The 25326-nt window shown below is 70.0% G+C and carries 27 protein-coding genes; 12 read left to right on the plus strand and 15 right to left on the minus strand.

Annotation, left to right across the window (positions count from 1 at the left end):
• Positions 1-85 precede the first annotated feature (85 nt).
• Positions 86-802 carry a GDSL-type esterase/lipase family protein gene (locus AC1G9L_RS04360; protein ID WP_019799746.1) on the minus strand — a complete coding sequence of 239 codons (717 nt, stop codon included), beginning with the start codon at positions 800-802 and terminating at the stop codon, positions 86-88.
• A 189-nt stretch (positions 803-991) separates the two neighbouring features.
• Between AC1G9L_RS04360 and AC1G9L_RS04365 the strand changes: the two genes are divergently transcribed.
• From AC1G9L_RS04365 to AC1G9L_RS04400, 8 genes are all read left to right on the plus strand, one after another.
• The gene (locus AC1G9L_RS04365) at positions 992-1372 is read left to right on the plus strand and encodes a diacylglycerol kinase (RefSeq protein WP_010342212.1); all 381 of its coding nucleotides are present in this window, start codon (positions 992-994) and stop codon (positions 1370-1372) included.
• 39 nt (positions 1373-1411) lie between these two features.
• Complete coding sequence (locus tag AC1G9L_RS04370) at positions 1412-2161, plus strand: TerC family protein (protein WP_019799747.1); 750 nt, start codon at positions 1412-1414, stop codon at positions 2159-2161.
• Between the two features lie 74 nt (positions 2162-2235).
• Positions 2236-2868 carry a LemA family protein gene (locus AC1G9L_RS04375; protein ID WP_019799748.1) on the plus strand — a complete coding sequence of 211 codons (633 nt, stop codon included), beginning with the start codon at positions 2236-2238 and terminating at the stop codon, positions 2866-2868.
• Between the two features lie 126 nt (positions 2869-2994).
• A complete protein-coding gene (locus AC1G9L_RS04380) occupies positions 2995-3882 on the plus strand; it encodes a TPM domain-containing protein (RefSeq protein WP_481071013.1) in 888 nt (295 codons plus the stop codon).
• Positions 3882-4373: a TPM domain-containing protein gene (locus tag AC1G9L_RS04385; RefSeq protein WP_019800720.1), complete on the plus strand. Its 492-nt coding sequence runs from the start codon at positions 3882-3884 to the stop codon at positions 4371-4373. Before AC1G9L_RS04380 ends, AC1G9L_RS04385 begins: the two co-directional genes overlap by 1 nt.
• Positions 4374-4973: 600 nt before the next feature.
• Complete coding sequence (gene lgt / locus AC1G9L_RS04390) at positions 4974-5882, plus strand: prolipoprotein diacylglyceryl transferase (RefSeq protein WP_019800719.1); 909 nt, start codon at positions 4974-4976, stop codon at positions 5880-5882.
• Positions 5879-6673, plus strand: coding sequence for a thymidylate synthase (locus AC1G9L_RS04395; RefSeq protein WP_481070349.1), 795 nt, complete (start codon positions 5879-5881; stop codon positions 6671-6673). The genes lgt and AC1G9L_RS04395 overlap by 4 nt, the downstream gene beginning before the upstream one ends.
• A gap of 92 nt (positions 6674-6765) precedes the next feature.
• The gene (locus AC1G9L_RS04400; RefSeq protein WP_481071015.1) at positions 6766-7272 is read left to right on the plus strand and encodes a dihydrofolate reductase; all 507 of its coding nucleotides are present in this window, start codon (positions 6766-6768) and stop codon (positions 7270-7272) included.
• Positions 7273-7379: 107 nt separating this feature from the next.
• Here the strand turns inward: AC1G9L_RS04400 and AC1G9L_RS04405 are convergent, their stop codons facing one another.
• The 9 genes from AC1G9L_RS04405 to AC1G9L_RS04445 form a co-directional block, all read right to left on the minus strand.
• Positions 7380-8300, minus strand: a complete 921-nt coding sequence (locus AC1G9L_RS04405; RefSeq protein ID WP_019800716.1) for a symmetrical bis(5'-nucleosyl)-tetraphosphatase — start codon at positions 8298-8300, stop codon at positions 7380-7382.
• Positions 8300-8683, minus strand: a complete 384-nt coding sequence (gene apaG, locus AC1G9L_RS04410) for a Co2+/Mg2+ efflux protein ApaG (protein ID WP_010340000.1) — start codon at positions 8681-8683, stop codon at positions 8300-8302. The genes AC1G9L_RS04405 and apaG overlap by 1 nt, the downstream gene beginning before the upstream one ends.
• Before the next feature lie 333 nt (positions 8684-9016).
• A complete protein-coding gene (rsmA, locus tag AC1G9L_RS04415) occupies positions 9017-9811 on the minus strand; it encodes a 16S rRNA (adenine(1518)-N(6)/adenine(1519)-N(6))-dimethyltransferase RsmA (RefSeq protein WP_019800715.1) in 795 nt (264 codons plus the stop codon).
• 126 nt (positions 9812-9937) lie between these two features.
• Positions 9938-10915: a 4-hydroxythreonine-4-phosphate dehydrogenase PdxA gene (gene pdxA / locus AC1G9L_RS04420; RefSeq protein ID WP_481070350.1), complete on the minus strand. Its 978-nt coding sequence runs from the start codon at positions 10913-10915 to the stop codon at positions 9938-9940.
• 3 nt (positions 10916-10918) lie between these two features.
• The gene (locus AC1G9L_RS04425; protein WP_481070351.1) at positions 10919-12280 is read right to left on the minus strand and encodes a peptidylprolyl isomerase; all 1362 of its coding nucleotides are present in this window, start codon (positions 12278-12280) and stop codon (positions 10919-10921) included.
• Positions 12277-14628: an LPS-assembly protein LptD gene (gene lptD / locus AC1G9L_RS04430; protein WP_481070352.1), complete on the minus strand. Its 2352-nt coding sequence runs from the start codon at positions 14626-14628 to the stop codon at positions 12277-12279. Before lptD ends, AC1G9L_RS04425 begins: the two co-directional genes overlap by 4 nt.
• A gap of 110 nt (positions 14629-14738) precedes the next feature.
• The gene (locus AC1G9L_RS04435) at positions 14739-15644 is read right to left on the minus strand and encodes a histone deacetylase family protein (RefSeq protein ID WP_481070353.1); all 906 of its coding nucleotides are present in this window, start codon (positions 15642-15644) and stop codon (positions 14739-14741) included.
• A 24-nt stretch (positions 15645-15668) separates the two neighbouring features.
• Positions 15669-16223: a cob(I)yrinic acid a,c-diamide adenosyltransferase gene (locus tag AC1G9L_RS04440; RefSeq protein WP_010340006.1), complete on the minus strand. Its 555-nt coding sequence runs from the start codon at positions 16221-16223 to the stop codon at positions 15669-15671.
• Positions 16224-16228: 5 nt separating this feature from the next.
• Positions 16229-16813, minus strand: a complete 585-nt coding sequence (locus AC1G9L_RS04445) for a hypothetical protein (RefSeq protein ID WP_010340007.1) — start codon at positions 16811-16813, stop codon at positions 16229-16231.
• A gap of 143 nt (positions 16814-16956) precedes the next feature.
• Between AC1G9L_RS04445 and ubiH the strand changes: the two genes are divergently transcribed.
• The 3 genes from ubiH (at position 16957) to comJ (ending at position 20048) form a co-directional block, all read left to right on the plus strand.
• Positions 16957-18171 (plus strand): 2-octaprenyl-6-methoxyphenyl hydroxylase, encoded by a 1215-nt coding sequence (ubiH, locus tag AC1G9L_RS04450; protein WP_481070354.1) that lies wholly within the window; start codon positions 16957-16959, stop codon positions 18169-18171.
• The gene (locus tag AC1G9L_RS04455; RefSeq protein WP_010340009.1) at positions 18168-19346 is read left to right on the plus strand and encodes a UbiH/UbiF family hydroxylase; all 1179 of its coding nucleotides are present in this window, start codon (positions 18168-18170) and stop codon (positions 19344-19346) included. Before ubiH ends, AC1G9L_RS04455 begins: the two co-directional genes overlap by 4 nt.
• A 222-nt stretch (positions 19347-19568) precedes the next feature.
• Complete coding sequence (gene comJ, locus AC1G9L_RS04460; RefSeq protein WP_481070355.1) at positions 19569-20048, plus strand: competence protein ComJ; 480 nt, start codon at positions 19569-19571, stop codon at positions 20046-20048.
• Positions 20049-20241: 193 nt separating this feature from the next.
• On the opposite strand, the gene AC1G9L_RS04465 is transcribed toward comJ, so the two are convergent.
• The 4 genes from AC1G9L_RS04465 to AC1G9L_RS04480 form a co-directional block, all read right to left on the minus strand.
• Positions 20242-20562: an EF-hand domain-containing protein gene (locus AC1G9L_RS04465; RefSeq protein ID WP_010340011.1), complete on the minus strand. Its 321-nt coding sequence runs from the start codon at positions 20560-20562 to the stop codon at positions 20242-20244.
• A 187-nt stretch (positions 20563-20749) separates the two neighbouring features.
• Positions 20750-21145, minus strand: coding sequence for an EF-hand domain-containing protein (locus AC1G9L_RS04470; protein WP_010340012.1), 396 nt, complete (start codon positions 21143-21145; stop codon positions 20750-20752).
• A gap of 44 nt (positions 21146-21189) precedes the next feature.
• Entirely contained in the window at positions 21190-21912 is a 723-nt protein-coding gene (locus tag AC1G9L_RS04475) for a hypothetical protein (RefSeq protein WP_019799760.1), read from the minus strand.
• Positions 21913-21993: 81 nt separating this feature from the next.
• Positions 21994-22896, minus strand: a complete 903-nt coding sequence (locus AC1G9L_RS04480) for an SMP-30/gluconolactonase/LRE family protein (RefSeq protein ID WP_019799759.1) — start codon at positions 22894-22896, stop codon at positions 21994-21996.
• 125 nt (positions 22897-23021) lie between these two features.
• On the opposite strand from AC1G9L_RS04480, the gene AC1G9L_RS04485 reads away from it, so the two are divergent.
• Positions 23022-24137 (plus strand): Gfo/Idh/MocA family oxidoreductase, encoded by a 1116-nt coding sequence (locus AC1G9L_RS04485; RefSeq protein ID WP_019799758.1) that lies wholly within the window; start codon positions 23022-23024, stop codon positions 24135-24137.
• Between the two features lie 121 nt (positions 24138-24258).
• Here AC1G9L_RS04485 and rlmM read toward each other — a convergent pair whose 3' ends face one another.
• Complete coding sequence (gene rlmM / locus AC1G9L_RS04490) at positions 24259-25323, minus strand: 23S rRNA (cytidine(2498)-2'-O)-methyltransferase RlmM (RefSeq protein WP_481070356.1); 1065 nt, start codon at positions 25321-25323, stop codon at positions 24259-24261.
• Between the last annotated feature and the right edge of the window lie 3 nt (positions 25324-25326).

The raw sequence follows: 25326 nt of genomic DNA on the forward strand, positions 1-25326 counted from the left end.
AAACGCGCGGCATCGCCGTCAGTGTCGGGCCGGCCGAGGGAGCGGCCGGACCGCGTGCAGCGCGGGCGTTGGCCGCGCGCCGCGGTCAGTGCGTCAGGTACGGACGCACGGTGTCGCGCCACAGCGCGTAGCCGGCCGCGTTCATGTGCAGCTTGTCCGGGCCGAACAACTCGGCGCGCGGCTGCCCGTCGGCGCCCAGCATCGGCGTGTACACGTCGACGAACTGGACCTGCTTCAGGCCGGCAGCAGCCTTGCGGATCAGCGCGTTGGCCTCGGCCATCTTCGGCATCAGCGCCGCACGCGAGGGGCTGGGCTTGATCGACAGGTAGACGATGCGGGTCTTGGGCAGGTCGCGGCGCACGCGGGTCACGAAGGCCACGAAGTCGTCGCGCACCTGCTGCGGGCTGCGGCCGCTGTTGAGATCGTTGTCGCCAGCGTAGAACACGATCAGGCGCGGCTTGTACGGCACCACGATGCGGTCGGCATACCAGGTGCTGTCGCGGATCTCCGAGCCGCCGAAGCCGCGGTTGAGCGTCTGCACGCCGGGGAAATCGGTGGCCAGTGAGGTCCAGAAGCGGATCGAGGAACTGCCGACGAACAGCACGCCGCCGGGTTTGACCGGATGCGCGGCATCGTCCTTGGCGAAACGCGCCATGTCCTCTTCCCAGGCGGCATTGGAGACCTGTGCGGGCACGCTGGGCGGCGGGGGTGGGGTGAGCGCCAGCGCCGGCGACGGGCCCAGCAGGGACAGGCTGAACAGACTCAGGGCGAGCAGCGGTGCGCGCAGCGGCGAACGGGGCATGACGCCTCCTCGAAGCTAAGGGGATCGGCGATGGTGCCGCAGGCGCCGCATGCAGGCAAATCCGCGGCGATGCCGGCGCCGCCGCGGGGCTTGTGGCAAAATTGCCGCCTATCCCGCTGCGCCTTGCCCATGACCGATTCCTTCCGGCCGTCGTCGTCGCGTCCCCGTTCCCTGGGGCGGGGCTGAGCCGTGGCCGACCAGTTCGGGCATCTGCCGCGCGGGCCGCGCCGCATGCTGATGGCAGCGCGTTGGTCCTGGCAGGGCTTGCGCGCGGCCTGGCTGCACGAATCCTCCTTCCGCCTGGAGGTGTGCCTGTTCCTGATCCTGGCGCCGTTGGCGCTGTGGCTGGGGCAGGGGCCGGTGCAGCAGGTGCTGATGATCGGCTCGCTGCTGCTGGTGCTGGCGGTGGAGCTGCTCAATTCGGCGATCGAAGCGGTGATCGAGCGCTATGGCCCCGAGCATCACGAGCTGGCCGGCCGCGCCAAGGACATGGGCTCGGCCGCGGTGTTCGTGATGCTGGCCAACGTGGTGCTGTGCTGGGGCCTGATCCTGCTGCCGCGCCTGCTGTGATCGCCGCCCGTTTCTTCTTCCGTTAAAGGACCCGACACCATGGCCCTCGAATTTCTCGCCGACCCCAACACCTGGCTGACGCTGTTGACGCTGAGTGCGTTGGAGATCGTGCTGGGCATCGACAACCTGGTGTTCATCTCCATCGCCGTGGGCAAGCTGCCGGAAGCGCAACGCCCGGCAGCGCGCAGGTTCGGCATCGCGGTGGCGTGCCTGACCCGCATCGCGCTGCTGGTGTCGCTGGCGTTCCTGGCGCGGATGCAGGGGGAGTTGTTCAGCGTCGCCGGCATGGGCATCTCGATCCGCGACCTGGTGCTGATCGTCGGCGGCCTGTTCCTGCTGGTGAAGGGCACGATGGAGATCCGCGAGCTGATCACTGGCGGCGAGGACGAAGACCCCACCACCAGCAAGGCCTCGGGCGTGTTCTGGATGGTGATCGCGCAGATCGCGGTGATCGACATCGTGTTCTCGCTGGACTCGGTGATCACCGCGGTGGGCATGGCCCAGCACATCCCGGTGATGATCGCCGCGGTGCTGCTGGCGGTGGCGGTGATGCTGCTGGCGGCCAACCCGCTGGGCCGTTTCATCGACGCCAACCCGACGGTGAAGATGCTGGCGCTGGCCTTCATCCTGATGATCGGCGTGGTGCTGATCCTGGACGGCCTGGACGTGCACGTGCCCAAGCCCTACATCTACGCGGCGATGGGCTTCTCGGTGCTGGTGGAGTGGCTGAACCTGCTGATGCGCCGGCGCGCCGCCGCGCACCAGGTGCCCGGCGCGGGGAAGTGGTGAGCCACCGCTGAGGACGGCTGCGTTTTCACCGGCGGCGTGGCAAGCTGCGCGCAGTCATTCGCCGGAGTCCTCGCATGCGCCTGTTGTCCCGCTCCCTGTTCCTGGCCGCGCTGGCGGTGTTGCTGTCCGGCTGCGGCTACAACGCGATCCAGCAGAAGGATCAGGCGGTCAAGGCCGGCTGGTCGGAAGTGCTGAACCAGTACAAGCGCCGCGCCGACCTGGTGCCGAACCTGGTCAACACGGTCAAGGGCTATGCCGACCAGGAGCGGCAGGTGCTGACCGACGTGACCAACGCCCGCGCCCGCGTCGGCCAGGTGCAGGTCAACGCCGACGACGCCGCCTCGCTGCAACAGTTCCAGCAGGCGCAGGGCCAGTTGTCCAGCGCGCTGTCGCGGTTGCTGGTGGTCAGCGAGAACTACCCCAACCTGAAATCCGACCAGGCCTTCCGCGACCTGCAGGCGCAGCTGGAAGGCACCGAAAACCGCATCACCGTGGCGCGCGGCCGCTACATCCAGGCGGTGCAGGACTACAACACCTACATCCTGTCCTTTCCGCAGGTGCTCACCGCCAAGATGTTCGGCTACAAGGAGAAGCCCAACTTCTCGGTGGAGAACGAGGCGCAGATTTCCGAGGCGCCGGCGGTGAACTTCGGCGGTCAGCCGGCGTCCGCGCCGCAGCAGCCGCAGCAGCCGGCACCGGCGCAGTAAGCGTCGCCGCGGGCCGGCGTGACCGTGCGTTCCACATTCGTGGTGGCTGAGCGCGCTGCCGTATCGGCGGCGTCGGATGGCGTCGCTCGCCGTGCACCTCGCCGCCGGCTCGCCGGCGTCTGGCTGGTGCTGCTGCTGGCGTTGCTGCCCTGGCTGGCGTGGGCGCAGACCGAGGCGCCGATCCCGCCGCTGGATGCGCCGGTGGTCGACACCACCGGCACGCTGACGCCGAACCAGCGCCTGGAGCTGGACCGGCAGGCGGTGCAGCTGCAGCAGCGCAAGGGCAGTCAGTTGCAGGTGCTGGTGGTGCCCAGCACCGCGCCGGAGAGCATCGAGCAATACACCCAGCGCGTGTTCGACCAGTGGAAGCTCGGCCGCAAGGGCGTGGACGATGGCGTGCTGCTGGTGGTGGCCAAGAACGACCGGCGCGTGCGCATCCAGCCCGGCTACGGCCTGGAAGGCGCGATTCCCGACGCCACCGCCAATCGCATCATCCAGGAGTACCTGGTGCCGCGTTTCCGCGCCGGCGACTACAGCGGCGGCATTGCCGAAGCGACCGCGATGCTGGTCAAGCTGATTGACGGCGAAGCGTTGCCGGCGCCGGTCAGCGCACACGCCTCGGCCTCGCGTGGCGGTGGTCTGGGGTTCGGGTTCTTCGCCGGCCTGTTCGCGGCGCTGGTCGCACAGGTGCTGTTCGCGCGGCTGTCGCGCCCTGTGCGCGGTGTGCTGAGCGGCGTGGTCGGCGGCGGTGTCGGCCTGCTGCTGAGCCTGTCGCTGTTCGTCGGTGCGCTGACCGGCGCGATCGGCCTGCTGCTGGGCCTGTTCGTCGGCATCGCGCCGGGCCGCTCGGCCGGCGGTGGCGGATGGGGTGGCTGGGGCGGTGGAGGTTGGGGTGGCGGCGGCTTCGGCGGTGGCTGGGGCGGCGGTGGCGGTGGCAGTTGGGGCGGCGGCGGAGGCGGCTGGGGTGGCGGCGGCGGCAGTTCCGGAGGCGGTGGCGCCTCGGGGAGCTGGTGATGCACCTGTTCCGGCACCTGTTCGCGCCCTCGGCACAGCGGTTGTTCCCGGCGGCCAGCCTGGAGCGCATCGGCGCGGCGATCGCCGAGGGCGAGCGCCTGCACAGCGGCCAGGTGATGTTCGCGGTGGAATCGGGGCTGGCACCGGCGCAGGTGCTGCGTGGCATGGCCCCGCGGCTGCGCGCCGAGCATGCGTTCGCGCAGCTGCGCACCTGGGATACCGAGGCCAACAACGGCGTGCTGATCTACCTGCTGCTGGCCGATCACCACATCGAGATCGTCGCCGATCGCGGCCTGCGCGGACGGGTGGACGCGGCGCAGTGGCGCCAGGTCTGCGCGCTGATCGAGCGCGACATGCGCGCCGGCCAGCCCGAGCAGGCGGTGATCGCCGGCGTCGGCGCAGTCTCCGCGTTGCTGGCCGCACACTTCCCGGCGCAGCCGGGTCAGCAGGGCGAGAACGAATTGCCGAATCTGCCGCAGGTGCTGGATTGAGCGCGCCTGGAGTTCGGGCGTGTCCTGCCGGTAGATGACACGCGGCGTTTTGGCGCCGATGTGGTGGATTTCAGGGGCTTGGCTTCGGCAAGCAAGCAGGGGGAATCAGAATGCGCTGTCCACCTGCTGCCGATCCGAGCCATCTACTTGGCTGGGATTTTTGCACCGACCTTCGCCACCGACGCCTCCTGCCGTAGGAGCGGCTTCAGCCGCGACGGGCGTTCCCTGGTAAAGCCCGGTCGCGGCTGAAGCCGCTCCTACGGGAATGCGCATCGCATCCGGCTGTACATCGGTCATGCGCAGAGTCGGCGGTGGAGTCCGTGGCAGACGCGTGCGCCTGCCAGCAGAGGAAGCGCCACCCCGCTGCGCCGTCCGCAGTCGCGGCAAGGAGCGGAGTCAGTGGCAGACGCGTGCGCCTGCCAGCAGATGAAGCGCTACCCCGCTGTGCCGTCCGCAATCGCGGCAAGGAGCGGAGTCGGTGGCAGACGCGTGCGCCTGCCGGCAGATGAAGCGCCGCCCCGCTGTGCCGTCCGCAATCGCGGCAAGGAGCGGAGTCGGTGGCAGAATAGGCGCTCTTTGCCCCCCGGCCGACGCCTGCGCATGACCTATCTCCACCAGATCGACCCCATCGCCTTCTCGCTCGGGCCGGTGAAGGTGCATTGGTACGGGCTGATGTACTTGGCCGGCTTCATCTCGGCCTGGTGGCTGGGCCGCCGCCGCATCCGTGCCGGGCGCCTGCCCGGGGTGAACGAGGACGGCTTCTCCGACCTGCTGTTCTACGCGATGCTCGGCGTGGTGCTGGGCGGGCGCATCGGCTACATGCTGTTCTACGCGCTGTCGGATTTCCTCGCCGACCCGCTGCTGATCTTCAAGGTGTGGGACGGCGGCATGAGCTTCCACGGCGGCCTGCTGGGCGTGCTGGCGGCCTGCCTGTGGTGGACGCGCAAGGCGCGCCTGCATTTCTTCGACACCGTCGACTTCATCGCACCGCTGGTGCCGCTGGGCCTGGGCTTCGGTCGCATCGGCAATTTCGTCGGCGGCGAGTTGTGGGGCAAGTTGACCCACGCCGGCTGGGGCGTGATCTTTCCGCACGCGCCGGCGACCGACGGGGTGGCCAACGCGCCAGCGCTGGAGAGCTTGGTGAGCAGCGCGCAATTGCAGCAGCAGTACGCCGCCGGCATGCTCGATCGCTATGCCCGCCATCCCTCGCAGCTGTACGAAGCGGCGCTGGAAGGATTGGTGATGTTCGTGGTGCTGTGGACGTTCTCGATGAAGCCGCGGGCGCGCTATGCGGTGTCCGGCCTGTTCGCGCTGTTGTACGGCGTGTTCCGCTTCGCCGTGGAGTTCGTGCGGGTGCCGGATGCGCAGCTCGGCTACCTGGCGTTCCATTGGCTGACCCGCGGGCAACAGCTGAGCATTCCGCTGATCCTGTTGGGCGTGTTCCTGCTGTGGCGCTCGCGCAGCGCGCCGGTGCTGCAGCCGGTGCCGCCGCCGGAGGTGACCAAGTGAAGCAATACCTGGACTTGCTGCAGCACGTGCTGGAGCGCGGCGCCGAGAAAGCCGACCGCACCGGCACCGGCACGCGCAGCGTGTTCGGCTGGCAGATGCGTTTCGACCTCAACGACGGCTTTCCGCTGGTCACCACCAAGAAGTTGCACCTGCGCTCGATCGTGCACGAACTGCTGTGGTTCCTGAAGGGCGAGACCAACATCGCCTACCTCAAGGACAACAAGGTCAGCATCTGGGACGAGTGGGCCGATGCGCAGGGCGAACTCGGCCCTGTGTACGGCAAGCAGTGGCGGCGCTGGACCGGCGCCGACGGCCGCGAGATCGACCAGATGCAATGGCTGGTGGACGAGATCAAGCGCAACCCGGATTCGCGGCGCCTGGTGATCAGCGCCTGGAACGTGGCCGAGCTGCCGCAGATGGCGCTGATGCCGTGCCACAGCCTGTTCCAGTTCTACGTGGTCGACGGCAAGCTCAGTTGCCAGCTGTACCAGCGCAGCGGCGATATCTTCCTCGGCGTGCCGTTCAACATCGCCAGCTACGCGCTGCTGACCCACATGGTGGCGCAGGCGACCGGCCTGGGCGTGGGCGATTTCGTGCACACGCTGGGCGATGCGCACCTGTACTCCAACCATTTCGAACAGGCGCGCGAGCAACTGGCGCGCACGCCGCGGCCGTTGCCGCGCCTCCGGCTGAATCCGGCGGTGACCGATCTGTTCGCCTTCACCTACGACGACATCGCCATCGAGGGTTACGACCCGCATCCGGCGATCAAGGCGCCGGTGGCGGTGTGAACAGCAGCCGGGAATCGGGAGTGGGGAATCGGGAATCGGCGAGCGCCGCCGTCGCGACGGCGACGGATACGGAGCCGTCTATGCGCCCCTCGCTGCAGTTGAGCCTGATTGCGGCGCTGGATCGGGCCAATGCGATCGGTCGTGACAACGACTTGCCGTGGCGCCTGCCGGACGATCTCAAGCGCTTCAAGGCGCTGACCCTGGGCAAGCTGGTGTTGATGGGGCGCAAGACCGCGCAGTCGCTCGGGCGCGCGCTGCCCGGGCGCTTGAACCTGGTGATGACCCGTTCCGGGCAGGTGCCGTTCGCGGACATGCAGGCGGTGGCGTCGCTGCCGGCGGCGATCGACGCGGCGTGCGAAGCCGGCGCCACGGAACTGGCGGTGATCGGCGGCGGCGACATCTTCGCCCTGGCCCTGCCGTTGGCCGAGGCGCTGTACCTGACCCACGTCGACACCGTGGTCGACGGTGCCGATGCGCATTTTCCCGCGTTCGATCCGGCGCAGTGGGAGGTAGTGGCGCGGCAGGCGCATCCGGCGGATGCGCGGCATGCGCTGGCCTTCGAGTTCGTGGACTACCGGCGCCGATCTGGCGCGGTGTAGCGGCCACCGGGTTGTCGCAGGAGCGGCTTCAGCCGCGACGCGCATTCTCGGAAACGCCTGTCGCGGCTGAAGCCGCTCCTACGAGATCGCGACGGAGCACGTGAAACTCACTCCTGCTCGGGCGCAGATGCAGCCGGCGCCGGTTGTCCACGGTTCGGCGCGCTGCGCCGCCGCGGCGTGCCACTGCGCGCCGCCGGCGGTGGTCCTTGCACCGGACGGCCCGGAACCTGCACGACCTGCAGGTCCTCGCTGTCCAGGCGCAACGCGGTGAGCTTGCCGCCCCAGACCGCGCCGGTGTCGATCGCGTGCACGCCCTGGGTGATGGTCAGGCCCAGCGTCGACCAGTGTCCGCAGACGATCTTCAGGTCGCGCTCGACCCGCCCCGGCACTTCGAACCACGGATACAGGCCCTGCGCCTGGGTGCCGGGCGTGCCCTTTTCCTCGATCGCAATGCGCCCGCGGGGGGTGCAGTAGCGGGCGCGGGTGAACAGGTTGATGATCGCGCGCGAGCGGTCGTAGCCGGTCAGGCCCGGCGACCAGGCGGGGCGGTCGCCGTACATGTTGCGGAACAGCTTGCGGTAGCCGTTGCCGTGCAGTTGCTGCTCGACCTCGCGCGCGTGCTTCTCGGCCAGCGCGGTGGTCCACTTCGGCGCCAGGCCGGCGTGGATCATCATCCAGCCGAGCTGGCGGTCGGCGTGCAGCAGCTTCTGCATGCGCAGCCAGGTCAGCAGTTCGTCGCGGTCCTCGGCCAGCACGATGCGCTGCAGGTCCGGATTGACCTTGCGCTGCTCGTCCGGGCTGCGCTCGCCGATCGCCAGCAGCGACAGGTCGTGGTTGCCCAGCACCACCACGCTGTGTTCGCGCAGCGAGTGCACCAGGCGCAGGGTTTCCAGCGACTGCCCGCCGCGGTTGACCAAGTCGCCGCAGAACCACAGCCGGTCCACCGCCGGATCGAAGCGGATCTTCTCCAGCAGGTGCTGGGTGATGTCATAGCAACCCTGCAGGTCGCCGATCGCCCAGACCGCCATCAGTGCAGGGTCCGTGGCACGGACAGCACGAACGGCGCGATCGCGGCGATGAAGTGGGTGCCGTCGTCGGCCTCCATGTCGTAGTGGCCGCGCATCGTGCCGTGTTCGGTCTCCAGCACCAGCCCGGAGGTGTAGCGGAAATCCTCGCCTGGGCGCAGCCGCGGTTGTTCGCCGACCACGCCGTCGCCGTCCACGCGTTCGATGCGGCCGTTGCCGTCGGTGATCTCCCAGTGCCGGGCGATCAGCCGCGCGGCGACGCGGCCGCGGTTGTGGATGCGGATCGTGTAGGCGAACGTGTAGCGTCCGTCCTCCGGCGCCGATTGGTCGTCGAGGAATCGGGGCGACACTTCGACCTCGATCCGATAGGGGGCGTCATCGTTCATCCCCACAGTTTAGAGCGTGTTTTGCCGTTTGAGGCGAGATGCGTCAACGGTTGTCACTGCCAGGCGGCTGACGCGTGGCAGTGGCCCTGGCTGCCGCCTGCGCGCGCCGCCCGTGCGGGCCTGTTGTTGCCGCGGGCAGTGTGCAGGAGGGCCGTCGTTCGCGGTGGCGGTCTGTGTTGTGCGGCTTGCCACGTTGCGGTGTCGAGGCGGTGCCGTCATCACCAAGTCTACGGTGCAGGTCGGCGACGCCTGCGCCGGCATGCAAGGAGCGGAGCAACGCGCGCGCAGAGGTTCGCACCACGCATGCATGTGCGCGCCGCGCGGGACGTCCGCTCAGGCTTGCGCGATGTTGGCCAGGCGCACGAAGTCGGCGACCTCGAGCTGCTCGGCGCGCGCGTCCGGGCGCACGCCGGCAGCCTCGAACTGCGCGGCATCGCAGACGCCGTTCAAGGCGTTGCGCAGGGTCTTGCGGCGCTGCCCGAACGCAGCGCGGACCACGTCGGCGAAGCGCGTCCGATCGGCGATGCCCACGGTCTGCGGTGGCCGCGGCACCAGCCGCACCACGGCCGAATCCACCTTCGGCGGCGGCCGGAACGCGCCCGGCGGCACCACGAACAGCGAGGTCACCTCGCAATACGCCTGCAGCATGACGCTGAGCCGACCGTAGACCTTGCTGCCCGGATCGGCGGCCATGCGGTCGACCACTTCCTTCTGCAGCATGAAATGCATGTCGGCGATCGCCGCGGCGTGGTCCAGTGCATGGAACAGGATCGGCGAGGAAATGTTGTAGGGCAGGTTGCCGACCAGGCGGATGCGCGCGCCCTCGGCCAGGGCGGCGAAATCCACCGACAGCACGTCGCGGTTGAGGATGGTCAGTTCGCCGACGTCGGCCGCCGCCGCGGTCAGCGGCGCGATCAGGTCGCGGTCGAATTCGATCACGGTCAGCTGGCCATGCCGGCGCAGCAGCGGAAAGGTGATCGCACCCTGGCCGGGACCGATCTCCACCAGGCGATCGCCCGGCTTGGGATCGACCGCGCGGACGATGCTGTCGATGTAGTGGCGGTCGCTGAGGAAGTGCTGGCCGAGGGATTTCTTGGCCGGGGCGCCGAAGCCGGAGGAGGAAGTCATGGCGGGCATTTTATCGGCATGCACGGGGTGGCGCGCGCCTGCGGCGACGTAGGAGCGGCTTCAGCCGCGACCGGCATGACCGGGAGCCTGGTTGCGACAGAGCGCCGAACGCGCTCGGCCCGGCAGCTAGGACTGCGCGCGGCGTGTAGCCAGTTGCGCGCAAAGCGCATTGGCGGCGAACAGGCTGGACGGGTCTGCGACACCGCGGCCGGCCAGCTCCAGCGCGGTGCCGTGGTCGACCGCCACGCGCGGATAGGGCAGGCCCAGGGTCAGGTTCACCGCCTGCTCGAACCCGCTGTACTTGAGCACCGGCAGGCCCTGGTCGTGGTACATCGCCAGCACCGCATCCACGCTCGCCAGCTTCTGCGGCAGGAACGCGGTATCGGCCGGCAGCGGGCCGAGCAGGCGCATGCCTTCCGCACGCAAGGCGTCCAGCACCGGCTGCATCACCTGGATCTCCTCCAGGCCCAGGTGGCCGTCCTCGCCGGCATGCGGGTTCAGCCCCAGCACGGCGATGGTCGGCGCGGCGATGCCGAACTCGCGGCGCAAGGCGGCCTCGGTGATGCGCAGGCTGCGCTCCAGCAGGGCCGGCGTGAGCGCATCGGCGACCGCGCGCAGCGGCAGATGGGTGGTGACCAGGGCCACGCGCACGATGGCGTTGGCCAGCATCATCACCACCTCGCGGCCGGCGTGCTGGGCCAGCAGTTCGGTTGTCCCGGTGTAGGCGATGCCGCCGGCGTTGATCGCGGCCTTGTGCACCGGGCCGGTGACCATGCCGGCCAGTTCGCCGCGCAGGCAGGCATCGGCGGCCTGGGTCAGGGCGGCGATCACCGCTGCGGCATTGGCCGGCTCGGTCGCACCGAAGCGGCTTGGCACGGCATTGGCGACCGTGCGCAGGCGCAGGTCGCCAGGGGCGAGGGCGGGACTGGATTCCGGGAGCAGCTGCAGCGGCAGCGACAGCGCCGTGGCGGCGGCGCGCAAGGTATCGGGATCGGCGAAGGCCAGGAGCTGGCAGTCGTGACGCGGCTGTTGCGCCAGCCGCACGCACAACTCCGGGCCGATCCCGCCCGGCTCGCCCGGCACCAGCGCGAGCGAGGGGCGCATGGGTCAGGGCTTGGCGGCGGGCGCCGGCGCGGGCGTGGCCGCCGGCGCAGTGGCGGCGTCGGTGTTGCCCACGCGCAGGTCGACGTAGGCTTCGCCACGCATTTCCTGCAGGAAGCGGTTGTATTCCTCTTCCAGCTTGCGGCGGCCGATGGTCTCGCGGACCTGGGCGCGCTGGGTATCGCTGGTCACGTCGGTCTGGCGCTCGCCGACGCGCTGCACGATGTGCCAGCCGGCCTCGGTGCGGAACGGCTGCGACACCTGGCCATCCTGCAGGCTCGCGACCTGGTGGCCGAAGTCCGGGCCGAACGCGTCGGCCGGGAACCAGCCCAGGTCGCCGCCCTGGCTGCGGCTGTTGGTGTCTTCCGACGCTTCCTTGGCCACGGCCTGGAAGTCGGCGCCACCGGCGATGCGCGCACGCAGGGTCTCGATCTTGGCCTTGGCCGCCGCATCGGGCTGCGCATCGTTGACCCGGATCAGGATGTGGCGGGCGTGGTACTCGGTGACGGTCTTCTTTTCCGGATTGGCCGAGGCGTCGCGCATCTCGACCAGCTTCAGCAGCTGGAAGCCGCTGGGGCCGCGCAGCGGGCCGACCACCTGGCCGGGCTTCATGTCGCGGATCAGCTGCGCGAACGCGTTGGGGATTTCATCCAGGCTGCGCCATCCCAGGTCGCCGCCTTCCAGCGCATTGGGGCTGTCGGAGTAGCGCACCGCCGCGGCGTTGAAGTCGATCTCGCCCTTGTCGATCAGGTTCTTGACCCCGTCGATCTTGCCCTGGGCGGTCTTGATCTGCTCGGCGGTGGCGCCTTCCGGCAGGCCGACCAGGATGTGCGCCAGGTGGTACTGCGCACCGGTGGTGGCCTGCTGCGCCAGCGCCGCGTCGACTTCGGCCTCGCTGACGTTGATGCGGCTCTGCGCGAAGCTCTGGCGCAGACGCTGCACGGTGATTTCGTCGCGCACCGAGTTGCGGAAGTCGGTGTAGGACATGCCGTCGGCGGCCAGCTTCTTGCGCAGGCCGTCCACGTCGGTGCCGTTCTGCTGGGCGATGCTGGCGATGGCGCGATTCAGCTCGTCGTCGCCGACGCGGATGCCGGTGCTGTTGGCGCGCGCGACCTGCAGCTTGACCAGGACCAGGCGTTCCAGCACCTGCCGCTGCAGCACGTTATCCGGCGGCAGCTGCGCCTCGCGGCCGGCATACTGCGCCTTCACGTTGCGCACGGCACGATCCAGTTCGCTCTGCAGCACGACATCCTCGTCGACCACCGCGGCGATGCGGTCCAGCGGTTGGGTTTGTTGCGCGGCGGCCGGAGCGGACACGCCGGCGACCGCCATCAGGGCGGCGAGAAATACAGAAAGGGTCTTGGTCATGGAATCTGGTTCGGATCGTAAGCGTCCGGATCGGTCGTGGTGTTGCTGGGCGGGACCAAGTACAGGTCGTCGCGGTTGTAGCCGAGAATAGCACGGCGCAGAACGCGGTCCGTGTCCTGGCCCAGGGACGACAGGCCCTTGAGCACGAACTCGACCTGGAACGCGGTATCCAGCGCGCCGGTGCGGTTGCGCACGTAGCGCCGCGCCACGGCGCGCACCGCCAGGCAGCAGCTGTCCCACTGCACGCCGAGGATGCTTTCCAGCGGCTTCTTGTCCATCAGCGAGTAGTAATGCCGGCCCACCACGCTCCAGGTCGGGTTGATCGGGTACAGGAACGACACATCGGCCTGCTCCAGCAGGTCGCGGCGATAGCGGTAGGCGATGTTGACGATGCCGTCGCCTGGCATCAGATAGCGCGCGCGGAAGCTGGCCAGATCCTTGCGCCGGTACTTGGGGTCCCATTGATAGGTGGCGCCCAGGTTCCAGCGGTCGTTGATCATGTAGTTCGCATCGGCCACCCAGGCCGACTTGCCCTGCTCGATCGTGGTGTCGCTGTTGGGCAGGCTGACCCGCGAATCGCTGAAATACAGGATCTGGCCAAGGCTGACCGACAGCTTTTCCTTGCCGTCGTCCTGGCGCAGCAGGCGCGAGCTCAACGCCATGGTCAGCTGATTGGCGTCGTTCTGGCGGTCGGCGCCGGTGTAGCGCGAATCGCGGAACAACTGGCCCCAGCTGAAGGTGAACTCGCGGGTATCGAAGATCGGCAGGTCGTTCTGGTCGCGGTACGGGGTATACAGGTAGAACAGCCGCGGTTCCAGGGTCTGCAGATAGCTGGTGTTCCCCCATTTGGTATCGCGGTCGAAGTACAGGCCCGCGTCGACCGTGGCGATCGGCAGGCTGCGCGAGGGCGTGGTGTCGCCGCCCAGCGTGGCCGCCAGATCCTTGTCGAGTTGATAGGCGGTGTAGCGCCAGGCCAGCGTGGGCTTGAGGAACCAGGCGGCGCCGGCCAGCGGCATCGAGATGTAGGGCTTGAGGTCCAGACGGCTGCCGCCGGGGCGCGGCGTGACCACGCCAGTGCGTTCGTAGGTGCCGTCGGTGGTTTTCTCATGGATGTCATCGTGCACGAAGCGCACCGCTTCGCTGTACAGGCCGGCTTCGAAATAGTTGCCGAACGACTGGTCCCAGTTGAAGAAGGCGCGCGGCTGGCGGTTGTACGGCAGCGCATCCTCGGTCAGGGTGTAGTCGGTCAACTGCCAGCGGTCTGCCATCAGGCCGGCGGTCCAGGTCTCGCCTGTACCGTAGACGCCGATCGTGCTCTGGATGTTGGATACCGCGTTGCCGAGCAGGCGGTTGGAGAAATCCTCCGTGTAGCGCTCGTCGCTGACCCATGCCACCGAGGCGCGCGCCTGCCACTGCGCATTGATGTTGTGGTAGCCCTGGTAACTGAAGCGGCCGCGATCCTTGTCGCGCAGCTTGTCGTCGGGCAGGTAGGCGGCCTCCAGTTCGCCCTTGCCGCCGTCGTACAGATAGCGGAACTCGCTGCCCAGCATCAGGCCGCGGCGGGCCATGAAGCGCGGATACAGGGTGGCGTCGTAGTTCGGTGCCAGATTCAGGTAGTACGGCTGGGTGTAGTCGAAGCCGTTGCGGCTGGACATGCCGATCGCCGGGAACAGGAAGCCGCTGCTGCGGCGATCGTCGATCGGGAACTTGAACCAGGGCGCGTACAGGATCGGGACGTTGTAGACCTTGAGGATCGCGTTGCGCGCAGTGCCGAAGCCCTCGTCGTTGTCGACGTCGATTTCCGGCGCATGCAGTTCCCACACCCGCTGCGAGGGGTCGCAGGTGGTGTAGGTGGAGCGGTGCATCTGCCCCAGCGCGCCCTGCAGGTCGACCGAGTCGGCCTTGCCGTTGCCGCGGCGGGCCAGCAGCTGGTAGCGGATGTTGGTGATCTTGTGGGTATCGGTGTCCTGATTGCCCTCGGCGCGGTCGGCGATCATGCGGATCGACGAATCCTGGTAGCGCACGTGGCCCTCGGCGATGTAGTTGCCGGTCTCCGTGTCCACCCGCAGGCTGTCCGTGCCCATGAACTGGTCGCCGCGCTTGAGCGCGACGTTGCCGGTGTAGTTGGGGATGGTGGTGGTGCCCGACAGCTGGTCGCCTTCGATATTGGTCGGCTGCTGGTCGCGGTTCTGCGCGAGCTTGGGATCCGGCTGCTGCGCGTCGTCGAACTTGGGCAGCACGTCCGGGGTCGGGCACAGGCCCCAGTTCGGCGGCTTTTCAGCCGCCATTGCCGGCAGGCACAGGGCGATACTGAACGGGAGAGGGAGCAGGCGAAGGGTTCGGCGCACGCGCGTCAGGTATCGGGCGAAAACGGTCGCTAGCTTGCCCCATCCTGTGCATAGGGGCAATGAAGGCGTCCCCGGGGCAGGGGACGGGGTTCATCGGGCCTGCGGGACGCTCAGCGCAGCGCGTCGACGTGGGCGACGCTGCCCTCGCGCAGGGCCTGCAGGTCGTAGCCGCCCTCCAGCAGGGACACCACCCGGCCGCGCGCGTGCCGCTGTGCCACCGCGCGCAGCTCGGCGGTGATCCAGGCGAAGTCCTCGGTGTCCAGCATCAGGTCGGCCAGCGGATCGCGCATGTGCGCGTCGAAGCCGGCCGAGATCAGCAGCAACTGCGGCTTGAACGCGTCCAGCAGCGGCAGCATCTGGTCGGCCCAGGTGTTGCGGAAGCGGAAACCGCCGCTGCCGGGCGGCAGCAGCGCATTGTGCAGGTTGCCGACGCCGCGGTCGTGGACCCCGCCGGTGTGCGGGAACAGCCCGGACTGGTGGGTGCTGAGGTACTGCACGCGGGGCTCGCGCTCGAAGATCGCCTGGGTGCCGTTGCCGTGATGCACGTCGAAATCGACGATGGCGATCCGCTCCAGGCCATGCGCGTCGCGGGCGTGCGCGGCGGCCACGGCGACGTTGTTGAACAGGCAGAAGCCCATCGCGGTGTCGGCGGTGGCGTGGTGGCCGGGCGGGCGCACCGCGCAGAAGGCGGTGTCGCTGACGCCGTGCATGACCGCGTCCACCGCGGCCACGCCGGCGCCGGCGGCACGCAGCGCGGCAGCGCGCGAGCCGGGCGAGATCACCGTGTCCACGTCGAGCATCTGCGGGCCGTCGAGGTCGGCCAGGACGCGGTCGATCAGGTCGCGCTCATGGACCCGGGCCAGGTCGCCGAGCTTGGCCAGCGGCGCCTCGCGCCATTCCAGCGCAGGAAAGGCCTCGCGCAGCGCGGTGGTCACCGCCTCCAGGCGCTGCGGACGTTCCGGGTGGTCCGGTCCGGGCGCGTGGCCAAGGCAGGCAGGATGGGTGTAGATCAGCATGCGCGGCCGCGGCCCGGGCGTCGCTCAGGCCTGGCGCCGGTCGTGGCGCCACAGCACTTCGCCGTGGCCGTCGGCCCGCGCCAGCACCCGCGCCAGCACGAACAGCAGGTCGGACAGGCGGTTGAGGTAGCGCACCGCTTCCGGGCGCACCGCGTCCTGCCGCGACAGCGCCACCGTCTCGCGCTCGGCGCGGCGCACGATGGTGCGGGCCAGGTGGCAGCGCGCCGCCGCCTCGCCGCCGGCGGGCAGGATGAAGTCCTGCAGTGGCGGCAGGGTGTCGTTGTAGCGATCCAGGTGCCGTTCCAGCGCGTCGATGTCGGCGGCATGGATCGCGGCGTGGCCGGGGATGCACAGCTCCCCGCCGAGGTCGAACAACTGGTGCTGGATCGCGGTCAGCAACTGCCGCACGTCCTCGGCCAGCGGGCAGGCCAGGACCACGCCGATCGCCGAGTTGGCCTCGTCCACGGTGCCGTAGGCGGCGACCCGCGCCGAGTCCTTGCCGACCCGGTTGCCATCGCCCAGGCCGGTGCTGCCGTCGTCGCCGGTGCGGGTGTAGATCTTGGAGAGGCGGTTGCCCATCCCGGTCAGTGACCGACCGGCTGGCCGCGCTGGCCCAGCCGCGCCAGCTGCTCGACGCCGACCTGGACCGCCGCGGCCAGCGCCACGTACAGGCTGGCGCTGCCCAGGTAGGGCAACAGCCAGTCGCTGTAGTTCTGCCACCAGCCGGCCAGGGTCGGGTTCGGCACGCTGCGGCTGACCCAGTAGAAGCTGCCCTGCGCCAGCAGGTGGCACAACGCCACCGCCACCAGCAGGCTGCCGGCGGCCAGGCCCAGGGCGCGCCAGTCGGCGCCGCGGTAGCGCTGCGCCAGCCAGGCGCCGCCGGCCCACAGCACGAAGTAGGCCGGGATCAGGCACCAGTAGGCCGGCGACACGCAGTAGTGCTGCCAGAAATCCAGGCCCTGGCTGCGGATGACCAGGTAGTCGACCAGCACCGCCAGCGCCATCAGCAGCGGGAACGCCCAGCGGGTCCAACTGCGCAGGTAGAAGCCGCCGACGAAGAACACCGCCCACGACGCGTCCGGGATCGCCCCGAAGTGGTTGATGCGGGTCGCGGCCAGCAGCGCGGTCAACAGCAGCAGGGCGGGGAGGCGGTGGGCGGAAGGCGTCATGACGGCGGGCACCGGGGCACGTAAGACCCCGGATTCTACTGGAAGCGCGGCGCGCGCGAGCGCCGTGCGCCGCTCCCGCCACGGTGCGCAAGCTGGGCGGTGGCGCTCACCGGCCAGACGGGTGCCGGTCGTATCATGGCCGGATGAGCAAACGACATGACGTAGTGATCGTCGGCGGCGGCCTGGTCGGCGCCAGCCTGGCCATCGCCCTGGACCGGCTGGGTGTGGACGTGGGCCTGGTCGAGGCCGCACCGCCGGGCGCGTTGCCGCCGGTGTTCGACCAGCGCAACCTCAGCTTCGCCGCCGCCACGGTCAACGCGCTGAGCGCGCTCGGGGTGATGCAGCGGCTGCGCGCGCCGACCGGCCCGATCCGCCGCATCCACGTCAGCCGCGCCGGCGATTTCGGCCGGGTGCGGCTGGAGGCCGCCGAGTATGGGCGCGAGGCCTTCGGCCAGGTGGTGGTCGCGCGCGACTTCGGCGAGGCGCTGGAGGCCAGCCTGGCGGCGACCACGCGGCTGACCCGCTATCGCCCGGCGCAGTTCGTGGCGCTGGAGGCCGACACCGAGGAGGGCGAGCGCCGCCTGCGCATCGCGCGCGACGGCAGCGAGCAGGTCCTGCACACGCGGCTGCTGGTCGGCGCCGACGGCAGCGCCAGCGCGGTGCGCGAGGCCTTGGGCATCGCCGCAACACGGCACGATTTCCAGCAGACCCTGTTCGTGGCGCGGGTGCGCGGCAGCCGCCAGCCCGACGGCACCGCCTACGAGCGCTTCCGCGACGACGGTCCGACCGCCTTGTTGCCGCGCGGCGACCGCCATTACGGCGCGATCCACGCGGTCGCCGCCGAGGACGTCGATGCGGTGGCGGCGCTGGACGAGGGCGCCTGGTTGCAGCGCCTGCAGGATGCGCTGGGTTGGCGCGTCGGCCGCCTGCTCGGCAGTGGCGAGCGCAGTGCCTACCCGATCGTGCAGGTGCTGGCCGAGCGGCTGACCGACGCGCGCGCGGTGCTGCTGGGCAATGCCGCGCAGACCTTGCACCCGCTGGGCGCGCAGGGCTTCAACCTGGGCCTGCGCGATGCGCTGACCCTGGCCGAACTGATCGAGCGCGACGGCACCGACCCGGGCGCGCCGGCGCTGCTGCAGCAGTACGCGCAGCGCCGCGAGCAGGATCGCCAACGCACGGTTGCGTTCTCCGGCGGGCTGGCGCGGCTGACCGCCAACCCGGCCACGCTGCTGCGCCCGCTGCGCAGCCTGGGCCTGCTGGCGGCGGCGCAGGCCGCGCCGTTGCAGTCGTTCCTGGTCGGTGGCGCGATGGGCTTCCGCGGCGATGTGCCGCAGCTGTGCCGGGAGACGCGCGCATGAGCCGGCGCGGTGTGCTGGATGTGGTGGTGGTGGGCGGTGGCGTGGTCGGCGCGGCCTGTGCGCTGGCCCTGGCCGGCGAAGGCCTGGCGGTGGCGCTGGTCGAGGGCCGCGAACCGCCACGCTGGTCGGCGGACACGCCGGACCTGCGGGTCTACGCCTTCGCCCCGGACAACGCGGCGCTGCTGCAGGGCCTGGGCGTGTGGCCGCAGGTGCTGGCGCAACGCGCCAGCGCGTACCGGCGCATGCGCGTGTGGGATGCCGGCGGCGGTGGCGAACTGGCCTTCGACGCCGACACCCTGGGGCGCGACCAACTCGGCTGGATCGTCGAACACAGCCTGCTGGTCGAACAACTGTGGGCGGCGCTGCCGGCCGCCGGCGTGCAGGTGCACTGCCCGGCGCGAGTGGAGGCGCTGGAGCCCTCGACCGAACGCGCGCGCCTGCGCCTGGACGACGGCAGCCGCCTCGACGCGCGCCTGGCGATCGCCGCCGACGGTGCCGATTCCACCCTGCGCGGGCTGGCCGGGCTGGACGCGCCGGCGCACGACTACGGCCAGCGCGGCGTGGTCGCCTTCGTACAGACCGAACAACCGCACCAGGACACTGCCTGGCAGCGCTTCCTGCCGGGCGGGCCGCTGGCGTTCCTGCCGTTCGCCGACGGCCGCAGCTCGATCGTGTGGACCTTGCCCGAGGCCGAGGCGGCGCGGGTGCTGGCGCTGGACGATGCGGCCTTCGGCGCCGAACTGACCCAGGCCTTCGGCGCGCGGCTGGGCGCGGTGCGCGCGCTGTCGCCGCGGCTGGCGTTCCCGCTGCGCCGGCAACTGGTGGAGGCCTACCAGCGCGGCCGCCTGCTGGTGCTGGGCGACGCCGCGCACGTGGTGCATCCGCTGGCCGGGCAGGGCGTCAACCTGGGCCTGCGCGACGTCGCCGCGCTGGCGACCCTGGTGCGGCAGGCGCAGGCGCAGCGGGTCGACTGGGCGGCGCCGCAGCGGTTGGCGCGTTGGGCGCGTGGTCGCCGCAGCGACAACACCGTGGCCGCCTACGGCTTCGATGCGATCAACCGGCTGTTCTCCAACGACGAGCTGCACCTGACCCTGCTGCGCGGCCCGCTGCTGGGCCTGGCCGGCAAGCTGCCCTTGTTGATGCACGGTTTCTGGAAGCGCGCTTCCGGCGTGTGACCGCACGCTCCGGCCGGACGCGGAGGCCGCAGATTCGACCACCCGCGCCGAGCGGCGCCCGTACCCTCATCCGCCCCTTCGGGGCACCTTCTCCCGGAGGGAGAAGGAAGAGCCAGCGTCGGCTGGTTTGCTTGAGCCCCTCTCCTTTCGGGAGAGGGGTTGGGGTGAGGGTAGGGCGCGAAGCGCAGCACGCAGGCCGCGTTCCTGCCATGGAGGATGACGATGCAAGATGCGACGCAGACCGTGGATCTGCTGATCTCCCACAGCCAGGTGCAGTTGCGCGCCCGTGCCTTCGACGAGGCCGCCTGCCGCTGGGGGCCGCGCAACCTGGAGCAGGGCGCGATCCTGCATCGCGACTACGTAGTGTTCGATCCGTTGCCCGAGGACGTGTTCGGCGCGCAGGTGCACTTGGTGCTGGCCGCGGCGTTCGCGCCCGATCCGCGTGCGCAGCGGCGCATGCAGGTGCCGTTCCGGGTGGATCCGGACGCGCGGGTGCAGGTGGCGTCCGCTGCCGAGGCCTTCGATGTGACACTGGCGCTGCAGCCTGGCGACTACGCGCTGTACTACGAAGTCTGCGAAGGCGGCGAGGTGTACTACCGGCTCACCCTGGTGCCGGCGACGCAGCCGGTGGCGGCGCGTTATCTGCTGGGCGATCCCTGGGGTGGAACGCAGGATGCGCCGCTGCAGGAAGGAGTGCTGTAGCGCTCGTCAGTGCGGTGGGCGCGGCGATCGATGCGCTGGCGGCAGTTGCGCTGAAGCGGTCGAGCGACGCTCTGGGCGTCATTTCTGTCTGCGGTGTTGCCGCTTCAGAAAACAATCGCGCCGCATGCGGCGGGGAGGCCGCAGGCGGCGCGTGTGATGGGAAGGACGCGGATCGGTCGACGCGTGGATCGCGTCACGTCGACATCCAGCCTTCCAGGTCGGCCTTGCTCAGGCGGCCGTGGTGATGCACGTCGACGGCATCGAACTCGGCGTACAGTGTCGGGTCGGCCTTGGCTTCGGCGCGGCTGATGTAGCCGTCATGGTTGCGGTCGAGCTTGGCGAAATCGATGTGGTAGTCGCCGACGATCGAGTTCGGTTCGACCGAGGTGACATTGATGATCTGGCCGTTCTGGTGCAGGGTCACTTCGTCCGGCGCCGACTGCGCCATGGCCAGCGCCGGCGCGGCAAGCAGCGCGAACGCGAACGGGACGAGACGAGGAACGATGCGGTTCATGGCACGACTCCTGTTGCTGGGAAGGAGTCAAGAACATAGGCCTGGCCGAATTAATCGACGCTAAAAAAATCGGGCCTTCGCACGTGTGCGCCGGCGCTGTTTAGCAAGCGTTTCCAATGTGTCTTGGGCCGCGATCGAGCGCGGCCCGGCGTCCTTCATGGCGGCGCCGGGACGCATGTCGCTGCGGTTACAGCCAGCCGGCCAACTGCGCGCGGCTGAGGCGGCCGCTGTGGGTGGTGTCGAGCGCGTCGAACTCGTCGGCCAGCGACGGGTTGGCCTGCGCTTCGCTGCGGCTGATGTAGCCGTCGTGGTCGGTGTCCAACGCCTCGAAATCGATGCGGTAGCTGCCGGCGACGCGGTCCGGCTGGATGCTGCGCACGGTCACCTGCGCTTCGCCAGGCGTGGCCGGCAACTGCACCTGGTGGGTGACCACACCGTTGCTGAGCGGCTGCGCGCGCACGTTGACCGGCGCATCCCTCAGCGGTTCGGTGGTGGCGCTGGAGGTGCTGTTGAGATTCTGCGCCGCGGCCGGCGCGGCACAGGCGCACAGGCAGCAAAGCAGGACGAGGGAACGGCAGGACATGGACACGACGCAACTCCGGTATGGCGATGGATGGCGGCCCCGGCTCAGCCGGGGATGAACGGAAACGCGAGCTTCAACAGGCCCTTCAGCCCGCCCTCGGCAGTGCTGGCGACGGCCTTGGCGCCGAGGCTGTTGAGGGCGCGGCGCACGTCCTCCCAGCGTAGCTTGCTCACGTCCTTCTTCAGCAGGTCGGCGACCTCCTCGGCGGTGGGCGCCAGTTTCTGCAGTTCCTGCGTCACCTTCTCCGTCTCCGGCTGCAGATAGCCCCAGCGCTCGGCGATCTTCAGCAGCGTGTCGAAGCGCACCGCCATCACGTCGCGGTTGCGCTCGTAAACGGGCATGGCGCCGACGTCGACGATGGCCTGTTCGAAGCGCTGCTGGTCGTCGGGGTGTTCGATGCGGATCGCCAGGAAGCCGTCCTTCTTGCTGCGCTCGCTGACGTGCTTGGCCCCGGCGCGCAGGTTGTCCTCGGTGAGCACGGTGGCGACGATGCGCTGCAGCGCCGCCTCGTTGTCCTCGGGCACCAGCGCGCGCCAGCGCGCATAGCCGTCGCGGCGCAGGCCCTTGACCTTGGCTGGGGTCACCCGCAGGCGCATCGCCACCGCGTTGTTGGAATCGCTGCGCGAGATCGCGCCGTCGCGTTCCAGCAACACGAAGATCAGCAGTTCCAGGTCGCGCTTGGTCAGCGACTGGAAGCCCTGCAACAGGGTCAGGCGCAGGAATTCGTCGGCGAAGCCAGCCGGGTTGTTCAGTTCGATCGGCTGCATGTGCGCGGCCCTCCAGTCAGTGCAGCCAGGATGCCAGGCGGCCATTGCGCGGGCTGAGACACCGCTGCGATACGCATCCCATCAACGTCCGTGCTCGCGCCCGGGGCGCTCGCTGCGGAAGGTTTCGATCGCGCCACGGTCCTGCAGGGTCACGTCGACATCGCGCCCGTCGGCGCCGCCGAAGGCCAGGTTGGTGGGCTTGCGGCCCTTGGTCGCGACCTCGTGCAGCAGCGTGCCGTCGGGCGCCAGCACGATCACCTTGCCGGCGTCGTAGCGGGCCACGTACAGGTTGCCGTCGACGTCGCAGCGCATGCCGTCCAGGCCGGCATCGGCGAAGCTGGCGAACAGCCGCTTGTTCGACACGCTGCCGTCGGCCGCACGGTCGTAGACCCAGATCCGCCGCTGCACGCTCTCGTTGACGTACAGGCGCTTGCCGTCGGGGCTGACCTCGATGCCGTTGGTGGTGCCCATGCGGGTCTCGATCAGATGCGCGCTGTGGTCGCGGTCGATGCGCCACAGCTGGCCGCCGTCGTGCTTCCAGTCCGGGTCGCTGGCGTACAAGGTGCCGTCGGGCGCCATCGCGATGTCGTTGGGCTGGAACGCGCCCGGCAGCGTGGCATAGACCTCGATGCGCTTGCTCGGCAGGGCGATGCGCAGGATGCGGTGCTGGCCGTAGTCGGCCACGTACATGCGCCCGCGGCGGTCGAAGCGGATGCCGTTGCCGATGCTGCCCTCAGGAAGATCGACGAACAGAGTGGCCTGCCCGCGGCCGTCGGCATCATCGCGCTGGACCCGGCCGATGCTGCCGTCGTGGGCGAAGTTGACCACGTACAGCGCACCATCGGGACCGGTCGCAGGGCCTTCGATCTTGTCGGTGAAGACGCCATCGCCGACCAGGTCGCGGGCGTGGAACAGGGGTTCCTGCGCCCCGGCCGGGGCAGCCAGCAGCAGGGCGAGGGCGGCGAGCAGTGGGCGGCAGCGCATCGGGTGTCCGGACGGCGGGGGAGGCGGCAGTGTGCCAGAGGCCCCGGCGCATCGCGCGATAGCGCTCACAGTGCCGATGCCGCACGAGCGGTTAGGGTGGAGCATCCTTCCGGTCGGAGTTGCGCATGGAGCCGTCCTCGCCGAATCGCCGCCGCCTGTTGCTGGCCGGCCTCTCCGCCACCGCCGCCGCCATGCTCGGAGCGTCCACGTGGGCGGCCACGCCGGCGCGTCGCCGCAAGCCGTTGGGCGTGGCCCTGGTCGGGTTGGGCGAGTACGCGAGCAACCGCCTGGCTCCAGGGCTCACCCTGACCAGGCACTGCCGCCTGGCCGGCATCGTCACCGGCTCGCCGCAGAAGATCCCGCAGTGGCAGGCGCGCTACCGCATCCCGGATCGCAACGTCTACAGCTACGAGGATCTGGAGCGCATCGCCGACAACCCGGACATCGACGTGGTCTACGTGGTCACGCCCACCCATTTGCATGCGCCGCTGAGCATCCGCGCCGCGGCCGCCGGCAAGCACGTGTGGTGCGAGAAGCCGATGGCGCTGCACGCCGAGCAGGCGCAGGCGATGATCGAGGCCTGCGCGCGCAACAAGGTGCGGCTGAGCATCGGCTACCGCATGCAGCACGAGCCCAACACCCGGCGCCTCATCGCCCTGGCCGACGAACGCCCGTTCGGGGCGATGCGCAGCGTGCGCGCCGAGGCGGGCTATGCCGGCTATGGCGACACCGACCCGGCGCAGCGGCCGTGGCGGCTGCGCGCGCAGTACGGCGGCGGTGCGATGTACGACATGGGCGTGTATCCGCTCAATGCGGCGCGCTACACGACCGGCGCCGAGCCGCTGGCGGTGAGCGCGCAGCGTTCCACGGATCGGCCGGCGCTGTTCGACGAGGTCGACGAGCACATGCACTTCACCCTGGAGTTCCCGCACGAGGTGATCGCCAGCTGCGCGGCCAGCTTCGGCCGCACCATGAACCTGCTGCGCGCCGAGTGCGCGAACGGCTGGTACGAACTGGCGCCGTTCCAGGCCTACGACGGCGTGCGCGGCCGGGCCAGCGATGGCCGCCTGTTCGACGCGCGGGTGCACCACCAGCAGGCGCTGCAGATGGACGAGGACGCGCTGGCGATCCTGCAGGGCACGCCGCTGCGCGTGCCTGGCGAAGAAGGCTTGCGCGACATGCGCATCGTCGATGCCATCCAGCGCTCGGCGCGGGAGGATGGGGCGCGGATCGTGTTGTAGCGGTAGGCGGAGCCAATGCGCTCTTCGTAGGAGCGGCTTCAGCCGCGACAGGCGTCCCCGGGAAAGCCTGTCGCGGCTGAAGCCGCTCCTACGAAGAAACGGGTCGGATGCTCGCGGCCGCTCAGCCGGGGATCGCCAGCACCGTGATCTCTTCGCGGTCGTGGTAGAGCTGCTTGGCACGCAACTGCAGCGGACGCTCGGCGCGCTCGGCGAACAGGTCCAGGCACAGCCGGGTCTCGTCCCAGCGCTTCTTCATCGGCAGTTTCAGGTTGAAGATCGCGTGCCGGCACCAGCCCTCGCGGAACCAGGTGGCCATGCGCTCGGCGACGCGGCGCGGTTGCTCGACCATGTCGCAGACCATCCAGTCCAGTGGCTGCGGCGGTTTCCAGTGGAAGCCGTCGGCGCGCAGGTGGTCGACCAGGCCGCTGTCGAGCACATGCTGGCGCAGCGGGCCGTTGTCCACGCTGGTCACGTGCAGGTGCTGGCGGGTCAGCACCCAGGTCCAGCCGCCGGGGGCGGCGCCGAGGTCGGCCGCGCGCATGCCCGGACGCAGCAGCGTCTCGCGCTCGTGCGGGGTCAGCAGCGCCAGCAGCGCTTCCTCCAGTTTCAGCGCCGAGCGCGAGGGCGCCTCCGGCAGCAGCTTGAGGCGCGGAATGCCCAGCGGCCACGGCGCGCTGTCTTCGCTGTCGGCCACCGCCAGCAGGGCGTGGGTGCCGGTCACGAAGCACACGTGCAGGCGCGGCAGCCGCGGCTGCGGCTTGTCGCTGAGCAGGCCGGCCTTGCGTAGCGCCGGGCGCAGCGCGTTGCCGAAGCTGCGCGCCAGGCCCGACAGCGGCTTGCCGGCGTCCGAGTCCGGATGTTCGACCCACAGGTCGCCGAAGCGCGGCTGGCCGGCCAGTGCCTGCAGGATCGGCGCGATGCGGTCGCTGGCCGGCAGCTCGCGCAGTTCGGCCAGCAACTGCAGCTTCTGCCGGGCGAAGATCAGCCCGCGCCAGGGCAACGCCTGCGCCGGCACCGCGGTGTCGCTGAGCAGCAGCGCATAGCCGCTGTTGCGCTCGGTGCGGGCGTAGGCGGCCAGCCCGGCCTCGCCGGCGCGGGCGTTGAGCTCGGCCGCCAGTTCGGGTTCGAAGCCGGGCCGGCAGTAGCACAGCAGGCCATGGACCAGCGGGCCGTTCTCGGAGGACATGGG

The organism is Xanthomonas sp. NCPPB 1132 (assembly GCF_056629235.1).

Excerpts from the sequence above, each read along its gene's own strand:
- pdxA (WP_481070350.1), bottom strand. The coding sequence starts at position 10,915 with ATGCGCCCCTCGCTCGCGCTGGTGCCGGGCGAGCCGGGCGGGATCGGC.
- rlmM (WP_481070356.1), bottom strand. The coding sequence starts at position 25,323 with ATGTCCTCCGAGAACGGCCCGCTGGTCCATGGCCTGCTGTGCTACTGC.
- AC1G9L_RS04370 (WP_019799747.1), top strand. The coding sequence starts at position 1,412 with ATGGCCCTCGAATTTCTCGCCGACCCCAACACCTGGCTGACGCTGTTG.
- AC1G9L_RS04435 (WP_481070353.1), bottom strand. The coding sequence starts at position 15,644 with ATGCTGATCTACACCCATCCTGCCTGCCTTGGCCACGCGCCCGGACCG.
- AC1G9L_RS04465 (WP_010340011.1), bottom strand. The coding sequence starts at position 20,562 with ATGAACCGCATCGTTCCTCGTCTCGTCCCGTTCGCGTTCGCGCTGCTT.
- AC1G9L_RS04425 (WP_481070351.1), bottom strand. The coding sequence starts at position 12,280 with ATGACCAAGACCCTTTCTGTATTTCTCGCCGCCCTGATGGCGGTCGCC.
- AC1G9L_RS04475 (WP_019799760.1), bottom strand. The coding sequence starts at position 21,912 with ATGCAGCCGATCGAACTGAACAACCCGGCTGGCTTCGCCGACGAATTC.
- AC1G9L_RS04470 (WP_010340012.1), bottom strand. The coding sequence starts at position 21,145 with ATGTCCTGCCGTTCCCTCGTCCTGCTTTGCTGCCTGTGCGCCTGTGCC.
- ubiH (WP_481070354.1), top strand. The coding sequence starts at position 16,957 with ATGAGCAAACGACATGACGTAGTGATCGTCGGCGGCGGCCTGGTCGGC.
- rsmA (WP_019800715.1), bottom strand. The coding sequence starts at position 9,811 with ATGACTTCCTCCTCCGGCTTCGGCGCCCCGGCCAAGAAATCCCTCGGC.
- AC1G9L_RS04385 (WP_019800720.1), top strand. The coding sequence starts at position 3,882 with ATGCACCTGTTCCGGCACCTGTTCGCGCCCTCGGCACAGCGGTTGTTC.
- AC1G9L_RS04360 (WP_019799746.1), bottom strand. The coding sequence starts at position 802 with ATGCCCCGTTCGCCGCTGCGCGCACCGCTGCTCGCCCTGAGTCTGTTC.
- comJ (WP_481070355.1), top strand. The coding sequence starts at position 19,569 with ATGCAAGATGCGACGCAGACCGTGGATCTGCTGATCTCCCACAGCCAG.
- AC1G9L_RS04440 (WP_010340006.1), bottom strand. The coding sequence starts at position 16,223 with ATGGGCAACCGCCTCTCCAAGATCTACACCCGCACCGGCGACGACGGC.
- AC1G9L_RS04485 (WP_019799758.1), top strand. The coding sequence starts at position 23,022 with ATGGAGCCGTCCTCGCCGAATCGCCGCCGCCTGTTGCTGGCCGGCCTC.
- AC1G9L_RS04445 (WP_010340007.1), bottom strand. The coding sequence starts at position 16,813 with ATGACGCCTTCCGCCCACCGCCTCCCCGCCCTGCTGCTGTTGACCGCG.
- AC1G9L_RS04405 (WP_019800716.1), bottom strand. The coding sequence starts at position 8,300 with ATGGCGGTCTGGGCGATCGGCGACCTGCAGGGTTGCTATGACATCACC.
- lgt (WP_019800719.1), top strand. The coding sequence starts at position 4,974 with ATGACCTATCTCCACCAGATCGACCCCATCGCCTTCTCGCTCGGGCCG.
- AC1G9L_RS04375 (WP_019799748.1), top strand. The coding sequence starts at position 2,236 with ATGCGCCTGTTGTCCCGCTCCCTGTTCCTGGCCGCGCTGGCGGTGTTG.
- AC1G9L_RS04455 (WP_010340009.1), top strand. The coding sequence starts at position 18,168 with ATGAGCCGGCGCGGTGTGCTGGATGTGGTGGTGGTGGGCGGTGGCGTG.
- apaG (WP_010340000.1), bottom strand. The coding sequence starts at position 8,683 with ATGAACGATGACGCCCCCTATCGGATCGAGGTCGAAGTGTCGCCCCGA.
- AC1G9L_RS04480 (WP_019799759.1), bottom strand. The coding sequence starts at position 22,896 with ATGCGCTGCCGCCCACTGCTCGCCGCCCTCGCCCTGCTGCTGGCTGCC.